General features: G+C 72.1%; 10 protein-coding genes. 3 read left to right on the top strand and 7 right to left on the bottom strand.

Annotated elements, in window-relative coordinates; all coding sequences use genetic code 11:
• Nucleotides 1–166: 166 nt before the first annotated feature.
• Nucleotides 167–2,569, top strand: coding sequence for an ATP/GTP-binding protein (locus tag QF032_RS28155; RefSeq protein ID WP_307057933.1), 2,403 nt, complete (start codon nucleotides 167–169; stop codon nucleotides 2,567–2,569).
• A 229-nt stretch (nucleotides 2,570–2,798) separates the two neighbouring features.
• Entirely contained in the window at nucleotides 2,799–4,487 is a 1,689-nt protein-coding gene (locus tag QF032_RS28150; RefSeq protein WP_307057931.1) for a PucR family transcriptional regulator, read from the top strand.
• Nucleotides 4,488–4,668: 181 nt separating this feature from the next.
• Here QF032_RS28150 and QF032_RS28145 read toward each other — a convergent pair whose 3' ends face one another.
• The 7 genes from QF032_RS28145 to QF032_RS28115 form a co-directional block, all read right to left on the bottom strand.
• Nucleotides 4,669–5,121, bottom strand: coding sequence for a hypothetical protein (locus QF032_RS28145; RefSeq protein ID WP_307046283.1), 453 nt, complete (start codon nucleotides 5,119–5,121; stop codon nucleotides 4,669–4,671).
• Nucleotides 5,122–5,284: 163 nt separating this feature from the next.
• A complete protein-coding gene (locus tag QF032_RS28140) occupies nucleotides 5,285–6,703 on the bottom strand; it encodes an NAD(P)/FAD-dependent oxidoreductase (RefSeq protein WP_307046281.1) in 1,419 nt (472 codons plus the stop codon).
• A 37-nt stretch (nucleotides 6,704–6,740) separates the two neighbouring features.
• Nucleotides 6,741–7,541, bottom strand: coding sequence for an ABC transporter permease (locus QF032_RS28135; protein WP_307046279.1), 801 nt, complete (start codon nucleotides 7,539–7,541; stop codon nucleotides 6,741–6,743).
• Complete coding sequence (locus QF032_RS28130) at nucleotides 7,542–8,471, bottom strand: ABC transporter permease (protein ID WP_307046277.1); 930 nt, start codon at nucleotides 8,469–8,471, stop codon at nucleotides 7,542–7,544.
• Between the two features lies 1 nt (nucleotide 8,472).
• Nucleotides 8,473–9,633, bottom strand: a complete 1,161-nt coding sequence (locus QF032_RS28125; protein WP_307046276.1) for an ABC transporter ATP-binding protein — start codon at nucleotides 9,631–9,633, stop codon at nucleotides 8,473–8,475.
• A complete protein-coding gene (locus QF032_RS28120; RefSeq protein WP_307057929.1) occupies nucleotides 9,630–10,877 on the bottom strand; it encodes an ABC transporter substrate-binding protein in 1,248 nt (415 codons plus the stop codon). The genes QF032_RS28125 and QF032_RS28120 overlap by 4 nt, the downstream gene beginning before the upstream one ends.
• Before the next feature lie 55 nt (nucleotides 10,878–10,932).
• Nucleotides 10,933–12,447: a gamma-aminobutyraldehyde dehydrogenase gene (locus QF032_RS28115; RefSeq protein WP_307057928.1), complete on the bottom strand. Its 1,515-nt coding sequence runs from the start codon at nucleotides 12,445–12,447 to the stop codon at nucleotides 10,933–10,935.
• 222 nt (nucleotides 12,448–12,669) lie between these two features.
• Here QF032_RS28115 and QF032_RS28110 point away from each other — a divergent pair, with 222 nt between their 5' ends.
• Nucleotides 12,670–13,230: an NADAR family protein gene (locus QF032_RS28110; protein WP_307046271.1), complete on the top strand. Its 561-nt coding sequence runs from the start codon at nucleotides 12,670–12,672 to the stop codon at nucleotides 13,228–13,230.
• Nucleotides 13,231–13,246 lie beyond the last annotated feature (16 nt).

Below are 13,246 nucleotides of genomic sequence, written 5' to 3'. Positions count from 1 at the left end.
CATGCTCCATGTGGGCGGTGTCGGCGGGGCGGCTTGTCCGTCGTGGACAGTGCGCAGGGGCGGCACTCGTCGCGGGCCCGGGCGCGTAAGCGGTGAACTCCCCTTGCGGGCGCGTTAGATTGACTCGCTGAGGGCAGACGGAACGGCTGGTCAGGGGGCAGGGGCGATGGACAGCGACGGGACGCAGGACGCGCGGCATACGCAGGCGAATCCTGTACCGCGCCCGGCGGGGCCGCCGCGGCCGCCCGCTACGCCACCACAGCCGCCCGCCACACCGCCGCGGCCGGACCGGGCGCCGGCCGTCCCGCCCGCCTTCGAGCACTCCCCGCGGGCCGCGTCCGCCGTCGCCGACTGGCTCGACGAGGCGCGTCCCACGACCCGGCCGGGCGTCTGGCGGCACGGCTACCGGCCGCCGAGGACGGCGCAGACCCCGGAGCGGCTCGCGCCCGTGACCGTCATCGGCATGCTGGTGCCGCTGGTGATCGCGCTGGTCCTGTGGTCGCTGTGGCGGCGGGGCGCCATGCCCTACCAGTTCACCCTGCTGCGGCTGTTCACCCCGGACGACTGGTGGTGGGGCGGCACCATCGCCTCCCCGAAGACCATGGAGGGCGCCGAGGCACGTGTCGTCTACGACGGCGTCTTCTTCGCCGTCCTCGTCTACGCCATGGGACGGCTGGGCAGCTGGCCGCACGTGGTGCGGCACTTCGTCGGCCGCCGGCCGCAGCCCGCGCGGGCCCTGATCGCCCTGCTCGGGGCGCTCGTCGGCTTGAGCCTCGTCTTCCCCGGCGCCTTCGGCGTCGGCTGGGACGCGCTGCCGGTCGTCGACCCGCTGTTCTCGCTCATCGTGCTGGTCTCCGGCGGTTACGAGCTGTTCGCCTCCCCCCTGTTCACGAACGCGCTGTACGCCGCCGTCACGCTGCTCGTGGTGTGGCCGTTCGCCCGGGTCGGCGGCTGGTGGCCGTACGCGAGGGAACTGCTCGCCGCCCGCCGGGCCGGGCCCGGCCCGGCCGCGCCCTCGGCCGAGCGGCCCCGCTCCCGGTGGCCCGAGCTGCGGGACGCCGGGCAGTACGAGGCGGCCGACCTGCTGACCGGCGAGGTCGCCGCGGGCCGGATGAACGACGTGGACTGCGTGCGCGTGCGGCGGGCGTGGACCGCCGGACTCGGGGACTTCCGGGAGACCGTGCTGCGGCAGGGCGGGGCCGCCTGGACCCACCCCTCCGGCGCCCGCGACCTGCCCCGGCGCGCCGCGCGCCACGACCTGCTCGCCGGGCAGGTGCGCATCGGCCGCTGGGCGGGCGGCGAGCGCACGCCCGTCGTCTACCGGGAAGCGGGCGCCGCGCTCGACCCGGACGTGCTGGGCACCTCGCTGCTCGCCGTGGGGCCGTCCGGGTCGGGCAAGACGCGCAGCCTGCTCGAACCGCTGACCGAGGCGCTGGCCCTGCAGGCGCTCACCGGGACGTGCGCCGTGGTCGCCGTGTCGTCGCCGGGCGGCGGACCGCTCGGCCCGGACGCGGCGTTCGACGTGATCGTCCGGATCGGCGACCCGTCGTCGGTGCACGACCTGGACCCGTACGCGGGCTCCGACGACCCGGACGAGGCGGCCGCGCTCCTCGCCGAGGCGCTGGCCGGCGACCTCGACGCGGTCGGCGGCCAGCGCGCGACGACGGCCCTCGCCCAGCTGCTCGGACCGTACCGGGCCGCTCACGGGCGCTTCCCCGCCTTGCCCGAGCTGCTCGAACTGCTGGAGGGCGAGCCGCGGGCGGTGTCCGCGCTGCGGGAGGCGGTGGCCGGCGACGAGGTGATGCGCCGTGAGCTGGAGGCCCGCGTCCGCCAGACGGGGGTCCCGGGCGACGCGGGCCGTGCCCTCGCCGACCGGCTGGCGCTGCTGAACCGTCCGGTGTTCGCGGAGTTCTTCGGCGGCGGGAGCGGCGCGCACCGGGCGTTCTCGCTGCGCGCCGTCGCCCATCATCCGCTGCGGGTCCGGGTCGACCTGCCCGAGCGGGGACACGAGGAGGCGGGCCGGCTGATCACCCGGCTGGTCCTCGCCCAGTTCCAGACGGTCGCGCGGGAGCGGCGCGACCACTTCGCCTGCCTCGTCCTCGACGACGCCACGGGGACCGTCACCGAGGGTTCGGTGCGCCGGCTGCAACGGCTGCGCTCGCAGAACGCGGGCGTGGTGCTCGCCCTGCGCAGCGTCGTCGACGTGCCCGAGGCGCTGCACGGGCCGCTGTACGGGGCGGTCGGCTGCCGGATGGCGTTCTCCGGCATCACCACATGGGACGGCAGCCGGTTCGCGCAGACCTGGGGCACCGAGTGGGTGGAGACCACGGAGGTCGCCAAGCACACCGTCTTCGCCGACCAGCCGATGACCCGCGCCATCCACGCGCTGCGCAAGCTGGTGACCGGCAGGGCGGTGACCACCGACGCGGTGACCGTGCGGCAGGTGGAGCGGGAGCGGTGGTCGGCGTCCCAGCTGGCGCACGAGATCCCGCCCGGTCACGCGGTGCTGTCCCTGACGAGCACGGACGGCCAGCACGCGCCGCCGCTGCTGCTGGACCTGCGGGGCTGAAACGGCGGCCCGGGACCGTACGGTGAGGCAGAATCGAGACTGGCCGTTCGTACGAAGCGGCCAAAGGATCACGCGGCGGACCACGCGCCGCAGGATCACGCGCCGCAGATCACGCACCAGAAGAGCAGGCCTCGGCAGAGCAGGCCTCAGCAAGCAGGCGTCGGGAGCAGCCCGCCCCCGCTCGTCCGCACCCGGATCGCTCCGCTCCCTCCCCCGACCTGAAGGCCCCATGGCTCCCACCCTCGCGTCGCTCGTCCACCATTCCGCGCTGAAGCTCACCGTGCGGGCGGGCGAGGACCGTCTGGACGTGCCGGTGCGCTGGGCGCACGTCAGCGAGCTCGCGGACCCCGTGCCGTACATGGAGGGCGGGGAGCTGCTGCTGATCACCGCGCTCAAGCTGGACGCGGAGGACCCGGAGGCCATGCGGCGCTATGTGCGGCGGCTGTCGAAGGCCGGCGTGGTCGGGCTCGGCTTCGCCGTCGGCGTCAACTACGACGAGATCCCGCGGGCGCTGGTGGACGCGGCGGAGGAGGAGAACCTGCCCCTGCTGGAGGTGCCGCGCCGCACGCCCTTCCTCGCGATCAGCAAGGCCGTGTCGGCGGCGATCGCGGCCGACCAGTACCGGGCGGTGACCGCCGGGTTCGCGGCTCAGCGCGAGCTGACGAGGCAGGCCCTCACGGACGGCGCCGAAGGGCTGCTGCGCGCGCTCGCCGCCCAGGTCGACGGGTGGGCGGCGCTGTACGACGCGTCGGGCGCCGTGGTGGCGGCCGCCCCCGAGTGGGCCGCCCGGCGGGCCGCCCGGCTCACCGCGGAGGTGGAGCGGCTGCGGGAGCGGCCGGCCCCGGCCTCGGCGGTGGTCGGGAGCGGCGGCGGGCCGGAGCACGCCGCGTCCGAGGACCGCCACGACGACCGCGTCGAACTGCACTCGCTGGGCACCGGGCGGCGTCCTCGCGCGGCGCTCGCCGTCGGCACCGCCGCGGCTCCGGGCACCGCCGAGCGGTACGCCGTCCACTCGGCCATCGCGCTGCTCACCCTCACCACGGAACGCTCGCGCTCGCTGTACGCGGCGCAGCAGCGGATCGGCGCGGCGGTGCTGCGGATGCTGCTGGCGGGCGAACCGGACCACGCGCGGGCCGTCGCCGGGCACCTGTACGGCGATCTGCTCGACGTGCCCTTCCGGGTGATCGTCGCCGAGTCCGTGCCGGCGGCGGCCGGCGCGCGGGCGCACCCGGAGGGGCACGGGCACGGTCCGCTCACGGCCCGGCCTCCGGCCGCGTCCGACACGGCCGGCGACCCCTTCGGCGGTCTCGTCGAGGCCCTCGAGTCGGCGGCCGCCCGGGCCGGTGAGGCGGTGCTGGTGGTGCCCGAGGGCGAACGGCTGGTGGCACTGGTCACGGACGGCGGCGCGGCCGTGTCGGCGTGCGCCCGGTACGCGACGGCGCTGGAGGCCTCCCGGGCGAACGGGGGCGGCACGGCCGAGGCCGACCCGGGGGACGAACTGGTGGTGGGCCTTTCCGCGCCGGCCGGCCCGATCGCGGCGGCGGCCGCCTACAAGCAGTCGGTGCAGGCGTTGTCCGTGGCGCGGCGCCGGGGCCGGGTGTTCGTGGAGCACGAGCGGCTGGCGGCGGGATCGGTGCTGCCACTGCTCGCGGACGACGCGGTGAAGGCGTTCGCGGACAGCCTGCTGCGCGCCCTGCACGAGCACGACGCGACCGGCCGCGGCGATCTGGTGGCCTCCCTGCGGGCCTGGCTCTCCCGCCACGGCCAGTGGGACGCGGCGGCGGCCGATCTGGGCGTGCACCGCCACACCCTGCGCTACCGCATGCGCCGGGTGGAGGAGATCCTCGGCCGCTCCCTGGACGACCCGGACGTCCGCATGGAGCTGTGGCTGGCCCTGAAGACGACGTCGACGGACTGAAAGCGACCAGACCAGAGACCAGAGACCAGAGGCAGGCCACGGAAGCACGCGGCCGTATCGGCGCCGTACCGGCCGCGCGGGCGGCCGGCGTGGGAACGGCCGACGCGCCTCCGGGTCGGGGGACGCGGAGGCTCGGCGACCGGGAGGCCCGGCGGGGGCGGGTCGTGGGGTGGCCGGTCGGTCAGCCCTCCTTTCCGACGGCCAGACCCGCCGCCGCCTCGTGCATCGCCAGTTCGAGGAGCGCCGCGTCGGTCAGCGTGCCGGAGCCGTCCGGCGTCACCAGCCAGCGGACTCCCCTGGCCGAGCGGCCCGGATGGGGCACGACGATCCAGGTGCCCGCCCCCGCGGTGCGGATGCCGGTGCCGAGCCAGCGCGCCGCCGTCCCCGGCGCCACGAAGAACCCCATGCGGTCGTCGCCGAGGTCGACGAGCACCGGGCCCGGCCGGTCGAGGATCCGGGTGAGCACGTCGAGGGTGGGATAGCCGAGCGTGCCCGGCAGGATGAGCACGTCCCAGGCCCGGCCGGCGGGCAGCAGCGCCACCCCGAGCGGGTTGCGCTCCCACTCCCAGCGGCATGCCTCGGGATCCGGTGCGACGGATGCCAGCCAGTCGACCGCCGTCTTCGCCCCAGCCATGTGAGGACCTCCCTCTCGCTCGTCGGACGCGGGCGCGTCCATGAGGGAGAGGGAGGTCGGCGGCGGGCATTACGCGGGTTCGGACCACCCGTACGGGTGAACCGGGTCACACTCCGCGGGCCGCACTCGGCGGCCGGGCTCCGTTGGGTCGCGCCCTGCCGGCTCAGCTGTCGAAACCGAGCCCCAGCCGGTCCATGGTCTTCAGCCACAGGTTGCGCCGGCCGCCGTGCGCGTCGGCGCGGGCCAGCGACCACTTGGTGAGGGCGATGCCGGTCCAGGCGAAGGGCTCGGGCGGGAAGGGCAGCGGCTTCTTGCGGACCATCTCCAGCCGGGTCCGCTCGGTGCTCTCCCCCGCCAGCAGGTCGAGCATCACCTCGGCGCCGAAGCGGGTCGCCCCGACGCCCAGGCCGGTGTACCCGGCCGCATAGGCGACCTTCCCCTGGTGCGCGGTGCCGAAGAACGCCGAGAAGCGCGAGCAGGTGTCGATCGCCCCGCCCCACGCGTGCGTGAAGCGGACGCCCTCCAGCTGCGGGAAGCAGGTGAAGAAGTGTCCGGCGAGCTTCGCGTAGGTCTCCGGCCGGTCGTCGTACTCCGCGCGCACCCGGCCCCCGTAGGGGTAGACGGCGTCGTACCCGCCCCACAGGATCCGGTTGTCGGCGGACAGCCGGAAGTAGTGGAACTGGTTGGCGCTGTCCCCGAGTCCCTGCCGGTTCTTCCAGCCGACCGAGTCGAGCTGTGCCGCGGTCAGCGGTTCGGTCATCAGCGCGTAGTCGTAGACCGGGACGGTGTACGCCCGTACGCGCTTGACCAGGTTCGGGAAGATGTTGGTGCCCAGGGCCACCTGCCGGGCGCGGACCTGCCCGTACGGCGTGCGGACGGCCGTCCCCGCGCCGTACGGCTTCAGGTCCAGCGCGGGCGTGTGCTCGTACACCCGCACCCCGAGGCGGACGCACGCCCGCTTCAGGCCCCAGACGAGCTTGGCTGGGTGGAGCATGGCCACGCCCCGGCGGTCGTGCAAACCCGCCCGGAAGGTGGGCGAGGCGACCTGCTCGCGCACCGCGTCCGCGTCGAGGAACTCGATGCCGTCGGCGAGGCCCCTGCTCTCGAGCTCCTCGTACCAGTCGCGCAGTTCCCGCGCCTGGTACTCCTCGGTGGCGACGTCGATCTCGCCGGTGCGCTCGAAGTCGCAGTCGATCCCGTGCCGGGCGATCGCCGCCTCGATCCCGTCGAGGTTGCGCATCCCCAGCTCCTCGAGCCGGTGGATCTCGTCCGGCCAGCGGGCCAGCCCGTTGGGCAGCCCGTGGGTGAGGGAGGCCGCGCAGAAGCCTCCGTTGCGGCCGGAGGCGGCCCAGCCCACCTCGCGGCCTTCCAGCAGCACCACGTCCCGCTGCGGGTCGCGCTCCTTGGCGACGAGCGCGGTCCACAGTCCGCTGTAGCCGCCCCCGACGACCAGCAGATCGCAGGTCTCGGGGCCGGTGAGCGCCGGCTCGGGGCGGGGCCTGCCCGGGTCTTCCAGCCAGTACGGGACGGGCTGCGCTTCGGAAAGAGAAGTGATCCACCGGTTCATGGCGCCTGGGGCCATGATGTCAACTCCCTACGGGGCCTCTCGGCTTCGAGCTCTATGCCTTCTGCTTGTTGCGGCGGTTGCCGACGACCATCGAGGTCAGCACCAGCAGGACGGCGACCAGGAACATGGCCGTGCCGATGACGTTGATCTGGACGGGCGTTCCGCGTTGCGCCGAGCCCCACACGAACATGGGGAAGGTGACGGTCGAGCCCGCGTTGAAATTGGTGATGATGAAATCGTCGAAGGACAGCGCGAAGGCGAGCAGCGCGCCCGCGGCGATTCCGGGTGCCGCGATGGGCAGGGTGACGCGCAGGAACGTCTGCGCCGGCCCGGCGTAGAGGTCCTGGGCGGCCTGCTCCAGCCGGGGGTCCATCGACATGACGCGCGCCTTGACCGCCGTCACGACGAAGCTCAGGCAGAACATGATGTGCGCGATGAGGATGGTCCAGAACCCCAGCTGCGCGCCGAGGTTGAGGAAGAGGGTGAGCAGCGAGGCGGCCATGACGACCTCGGGCATCGCCATCGGCAGGAAGATCAGCGAGTTCACGGCGCCCCGCGCGCGGAAGCGGTAGCGCACCAGCGCGAAGGCGATCATCGTGCCGAGGAGGGTGGCGCCGAGGGTCGCCCAGATCGCGATCTGGAGGCTGAGCGACAGCGAGCCGCACAGGCCGGCGACCCCGCACGGGTCCTGCCAGGCGTCGGTGGAGAACTGCTGCCACTCGTAGTTGAAGCGGCCTTTCGGCTTGTTGAAGGAGAACACGGTGACGACGACGTTCGGCAGCAGGAGATAGCCGAGCGTGAGAAGTCCCGCGATGACCACGAAATGGCGCTTGAGCCAGTTGACGAGGGGCATTTAGACCAGATCCTCCGTCCCCGACCTGCGGATGTAGAAGGTGACCATGAAGAGGATCGCGGCCATGAGAAGGAAGGAGAGGGCCGCCGCCGTCGGATAGTCCAGCACGCGCAGGAACTGCGTCTGGATGACGTTTCCGATCATGCGGGTGTCGGTCGAGCCGAGGAGTTCCGCGTTGACGTAGTCGCCGGCCGCCGGGATGAAGGTGAGCAGGGTGCCGGAGACCACGCCCGGCATCGACAGCGGGAAGGTGACCTTGCGGAAGACGGTGGCCGGTCTGGCGTACAGGTCGCCGGCCGCCTCGTGCAGCCGTCCGTCGATGCGCTCCAGCGAGGAGTACAGCGGAAGGATCATGAACGGCAGGAAGTTGTACGTCAGTCCGCAGACCACCGCGAGGGGCGTGGCGAGGACGCGGTCGCCCGCGGTCCAGCCGAGCCAGCTGGTGACGTCCAGGACGTGCAGGGTGTTCAGGGCGCCGACGACGGGGCCGCCGTCCGCGAGGATCGTCTTCCAGGCGAGGGTGCGGATCAGGAAGCTGGTGAAGAACGGCGCGATCACCAGGATCATGATCAGGTTGCGCCAGCGGCCGGCCCGGAAGGCGATCAGATAGGCCAGCGGGTAGCCGAGCGCCAGGCACAGGATCGTGGCGGCGCCCGCGTAGAGGACCGAGCGCAGGAACTGCGGCCAGTACGCGCTGAGGGCGTCCCAGTAGGTCGCGAAGTGCCAGGTGACCTTGTAGCCCTCCTCCAGGGAACCCGTCTGCACGGACGTGGAGGCCTGGTAGATCATCGGCAGCGCGAAGAACACGACCAGCCAGAGCAGGCCGGGCAGCAGCAGCCAGTACGGCGTCAGCCGGCCGCGCTTGCGGGGCGGCTTCTTCGTCGGCGCCGTCGGGGAGAGAGGCGGGGGCGCCTCGGTGAGGGTCGCCATCTCAGACCGCCGCCTCTTCCTGGATGCCCGCGTCGATGTCCTGGGCCGCGTCCAGGCCGAAGGTGTGGGCCGGGCTCCAGTGCAGGACCACGTCGGCGCCGGGGACGAGCCGGGTGTCGCGGTCGACGTTCTGGACGTAGACCTCGAACTCCGGACAGACCGAGCTGTCGATCACGTACTGGGTGGAGACGCCGATGAAGGAGGAGTCGGCGATCTTCCCGGTGATGCGGTTGCGGCCCTCGGGGATCTCGCCGGCGTCGGCGGCGTGGGTCAGGGAGATCTTCTCCGGGCGTACGCCGACCAGTACCCGGCCGCCGTTCGCGGTGGGCGCGGAGCAGCGCGCCACGGGCAGCACGAGTTTGCCGTCGCCCGCCTTGAGCACGATGTCGTCCCCGGCCTTGGAGTCCACCTCGGCCTCGATCAGGTTGGAGGTGCCGAGGAAGTTGGCGACGAACGTGGTGTGCGGGTTCTCGTAGAGGTCGGCCGGGGAGCCGAGCTGTTCGACGCGGCCCCCGTTCATCACGGCGACCGTGTCGGCCATCGTCATGGCCTCCTCCTGGTCGTGCGTGACGTGGACGAAGGTGATGCCGACCTCGGTCTGGATGCGCTTGAGCTCCAGCTGCATCTGGCGGCGCAGCTTGAGGTCGAGGGCGCCGAGCGGCTCGTCGAGCAGCAGCACCTTGGGGTGGTTGATCAGGGCGCGGGCGACCGCGACGCGCTGCTGCTGGCCGCCGGAGAGCTGGTGGGGTTTCTTGCGGGCCTGCTCCCCGAGCTGGACGAGCTCCAGCATGTCCTCGACCTGCTTCTTCACGCTCTTGATGCCGCGCCGGCGCAGGCCGAAGGCGACGTTCTCGAAGATGTCGAGGTGCGGGAAGAGGGCATAGGACTGGAAGACGGTGTTCACCGGCCGTTTGTAGGGCGGGAGCGCCGTCACGTCGTGGTCGCCGAGATGGACGGTCCCGGAGGAGGGTTCCTCCAGGCCGGCGATCATGCGCAGGGTGGTGGTCTTGCCGCAGCCGGACGCGCCGAGCAGGGCGAAGAAGGAGCCCTGCGGGACGGTCAGGTCCAGCGGGTGCACGGCGGTGAAGGAGCCGTACGTCTTGCTGATGCCGGTGAGGCGGACGTCGCCGCTGCCGCTGTCGGTCGTCTTCATCGTCGTCACGCCCCAGTGAGCTTTGCGAACTTGGCCTGGTAGGCGGTCTCTTCCTTCGAGCTCAGGGAGCGGAAGGCGTGGGACTTGGCCTGCATGGCCTTGTCGGGAAGGATCAGCGGGTTGTCCGCCGCCGACTTGTCGATCTTGGCGAGGTACGGTTTCACGTCCGCGACCGGACTCACGTAGTTGATGTACGCGGCGAGTTCGGCGGCCGGTTCGGGCTCGTAGTAGTAGTCGATCAGCCGCTCGGCGTTCGTCTTGTGGCGCGCCTTGTTGGGGATCAGCATGTTGTCGGTCGACGTCATGTAGCCGCTGTCCGGGACTACGTAGCCGACGTCCGGGTTGTCGGCCTGGAGCTGCACGACGTCGCCGGCCCAGGCGACGCAGGCCGCCAGGTCGCCCTTGCTGAGGTCGGACGTGTAGTCGTTGCCGGTGAAGCGGCGGATCTGGCCCTTGTCGACCGCCTTCTGGAGGCGGGCGATGACCGCGTCGTAGTCGTCGTCGGTGAACTTCGCCGGGTCCTTGCCCATGTCGAGCATCGTCATGCCGACGGTGTCGCGCATCTCGGTCAGCAGGCCGACCCGGCCCTTGAGCGCCGGGACGTCGAGCAGGTCGGAGACCGACTTCACCTCGACGCCGTCGAGCGCCTTCTTGTTGTAGGCGACGACCGTCGAGATGCCCTGCCAGGGGTAGGAGTAGGCGCGGCCCGGGTCCCAGTCGGGGCTGCGGAACTGGTCCGACAGGTTGGCGAAGGCGTGCGGCAGGTTCGACGCGTCGAGCTTCTGGACGTAGCCGAGCCTGATCATGCGGGCGGCCAGCCAGTCGGTGAGGACGATGAGGTCGCGGCCGGTGTCCTGGCCTGCGGCGAGCTGCGGCTGGATCTTGCCGAAGAACTCGTCGTTGTCGTTGATGTCCTCGGTGTACTTGACCGTGATGCCGGTCCGCTTGCGGAACGCGTCCAGCGTGGGATGGTGCTTCCCGCTGTCGTCCACGTCGATGTACTCCGGCCAGTTGGAGAAGTTGACGACCTTCTCCTTCGCCGAGTGGTCGTCGGCGGAGACGCCGCCCTGCGACTTGCCGGCGGCGGGGATCCCGCAGCCGGCCAGCGCTCCGAGGCCGCCCAGGGTGAGCGTGCCGCCGGCGGAGGCGCGCAACAGCGACCGGCGGGTCATGGCCGCCCTGCCGTTGGGGAAACTGCGCCGTACGGCGGCCAGTTCGGCCGGGCTCAGGCGGTCGGGCTCGTACTGCTCCATGCGCGTGGTGCCCTTTCGGGAGGTCCGGCCGTGGTCTGCGGCCGTTCGTCGTCGCTTATGAGTCCCCGAAGACCGTGCGGTGCCAGGGCTTGCGGGCCACCGCCGTGTTATCGAACATAACGTGCTTTACCTGCGTGTACTCCTCGAACGAGTACGCTGACATGTCCTTGCCGAAGCCGGAGGCCTTGTAACCGCCGTGCGGCATCTCGCTGATGATCGGGATGTGGTCGTTGATCCACACGCACCCGGCCTTGATCTCCCGTGTCGCACGGTTCGCCCGGAAGACGTCCCGGGTCCACGCCGAGGCCGCGAGCCCGTAGGGGGTGTCGTTGGCCAGCCGGACGCCCTCGTCGTCGGTGTCGAAGGGCAGGACGACCAGCACCGGCCCGAAGATCTCCGACTGGACGGCCTCGCTGTCCTGGGCCGCGTCCGCGATCAGGGTGGGCAGATAGTAGGCGCCGTTCTTGAGCTCGCCCTGGGGCGCCTCACCGCCCGTCACCACGCGCGCGTAGCCGCGCGCCCGGTCGACGAAGGCGGCGACCCGGTCGCGCTGCGCGTGCGACACGAGTGGGCCGAGGTCGGTGCCCGCGGCGAACGGGTCCCCGACCCGCACGGTCTCCATCAGGGCGGCCGTCCGCTCGACGAAGGCCTCGTAGAGCGGCCGTTGCACGTACGCGCGCGTGGCGGCCGTGCAGTCCTGCCCGGTGTTGATGAGCGAGCCGGCGACCGCGCCGTGGACGGCGGCCTCCAGATCGGCGTCCTCGAAGACGACGAAGGGCGCCTTGCCGCCGAGCTCCAGGTGGAGCCGCTTGACGGTCGCGGTGGCGATCTCGGCGACCCGCCTGCCGACGGCGGTGGAGCCGGTGAAGGAGGTCATGACGACGTCGGGGTGGCCGACGAGGTGCTCGCCCGCCTCCCGTCCGGTCCCGGTGACGATGTTGATCACACCGTCGGGGATCCCGGCCTCCGACGCCGCCCGGGCGAACAGCAGCGAGGTGAGCGGGGTGAGCTCGGCGGGCTTGAGCACGATCGTGTTGCCCGCGGCGATCGCCGGGAGGATCTTCCAGGCCGCCATCTGAAGGGGGTAGTTCCAGGGGGCGACGGAGCCGACGACACCGATGGGTTCCCGGCGGACGTACGAGGTGTGGTCGCCGGAGTACTCGCCGGCGGACTGGCCCGCGAGATGCCGGGCGGCGCCCGCGAAGAAGGCGGTGTTGTCGATCGTCCCCGGGACGTCGAACTCCCGGGTCAGCTTCAGCGGCTTGCCGCACTGCAGGGACTCGGCACGGGAGAAGTCCTCGGCGCGGTCGGCGAGGACCGCGGCGAAACGGTGCAGGGCGTCGGAACGCTCGCCCGGCGTGAGGCCCGCCCAGTCGGGAAAAGCGGCCCGGGCCGCGGCCACGGCCGCGTCGACGGTGTCCGTGCCCGCCAGGTCGTAGGTGTAGACCTCCTCACCGGTGGCGGGGTCGATCACGGCGTGGGCGCGCCCCGAGTCGCCACGGGCGAGGCGGCCGTCGATGTACTGGGCGCCTTCCGCGAACAACCGCTGCGCGGGAAACCGGTCCTGCATGTCGCTCTCCTCCGCCTTCGCCCCGCTGTGCGCGGGGGCGGGTGGCGTAGCTCCAGCCTGATTTGATTGCCGATCCTGACAGAGCAAGGGCACTCCAACAAGGGATTCCGTTGTTGCCTTTTGGTTACGCGACGGAATCTGTCGGCGAGGGGTCGACCAGGTGTCGAGTCCCGACGGATAAGGCAGGACGCTCTGTCAGTGGCGCGTGCCATCCTCTGGTGCATGGAGACGATTGACAGCCGGGAATCCCTGGTCAGGGCGGTCCGGTCGGGGGCGCGCGTCAAGTACCTGCACTTCTGGGGCCACCGTCCGCGGCCGGACGGGCGGATCGGCGTGAGCTGCCTCAGCCAGTGGTGGCCGTCACCGTTCGTGGTCGACGGCGTCGCCTATGCGACCGCGGAGCACTGGATGATGGCCGCGAAAGCGCGGCTCTTCGAGGACCCGGAGGCGGAGAAGCGGGCGCTGGCCGCCAGGTCGCCCGCCCAGGCGAAGAAGGAGGGGCGGCTGGTCCGCGGCTTCGACGACACGACCTGGGAGCGGGAGCGGTTCCGGATCGTCGTCGAGGGCAGCGTCCACAAGTTCGCCTCGGACCCCGCGCTGAGCTCGTTCCTGCTGGGCACCCACTCGAGGGTGCTGGTCGAGGCGAGCCCGATGGACCGCGTGTGGGGCATCGGCCTGGCAGCGGACGACGAGGCGGCGATGAACCCCGAGCGCTGGCGCGGCCTGAACCTGCTGGGCTTCGCCCTGATGCAGGCCCGAGAGCGGCTGCTGACACAGGCCTGAGGCAGGGGGCGGAGGC

Source organism: Streptomyces achromogenes, from assembly GCF_030816715.1.
Taxonomy (GTDB): Bacteria; Actinomycetota; Actinomycetes; order Streptomycetales; family Streptomycetaceae; genus Streptomyces; species Streptomyces achromogenes_A.
This window is presented reverse-complemented; position numbering and strand designations above follow the sequence as displayed.

Bases quoted from the DNA above. Each gene is read 5' to 3' on its own strand.
- QF032_RS28120 (WP_307057929.1), bottom strand. From the start codon at position 10,877: ATGGAGCAGTACGAGCCCGACCGCCTGAGCCCGGCCGAACTGGCCGCC.
- QF032_RS28110 (WP_307046271.1), top strand. From the start codon at position 12,670: ATGGAGACGATTGACAGCCGGGAATCCCTGGTCAGGGCGGTCCGGTCG.
- QF032_RS28130 (WP_307046277.1), bottom strand. From the start codon at position 8,471: ATGGCGACCCTCACCGAGGCGCCCCCGCCTCTCTCCCCGACGGCGCCG.
- QF032_RS28115 (WP_307057928.1), bottom strand. From the start codon at position 12,447: ATGCAGGACCGGTTTCCCGCGCAGCGGTTGTTCGCGGAAGGCGCCCAG.
- QF032_RS28140 (WP_307046281.1), bottom strand. From the start codon at position 6,703: ATGGCCCCAGGCGCCATGAACCGGTGGATCACTTCTCTTTCCGAAGCG.
- QF032_RS28145 (WP_307046283.1), bottom strand. From the start codon at position 5,121: ATGGCTGGGGCGAAGACGGCGGTCGACTGGCTGGCATCCGTCGCACCG.
- QF032_RS28135 (WP_307046279.1), bottom strand. From the start codon at position 7,541: ATGCCCCTCGTCAACTGGCTCAAGCGCCATTTCGTGGTCATCGCGGGA.
- QF032_RS28155 (WP_307057933.1), top strand. From the start codon at position 167: ATGGACAGCGACGGGACGCAGGACGCGCGGCATACGCAGGCGAATCCT.
- QF032_RS28150 (WP_307057931.1), top strand. From the start codon at position 2,799: ATGGCTCCCACCCTCGCGTCGCTCGTCCACCATTCCGCGCTGAAGCTC.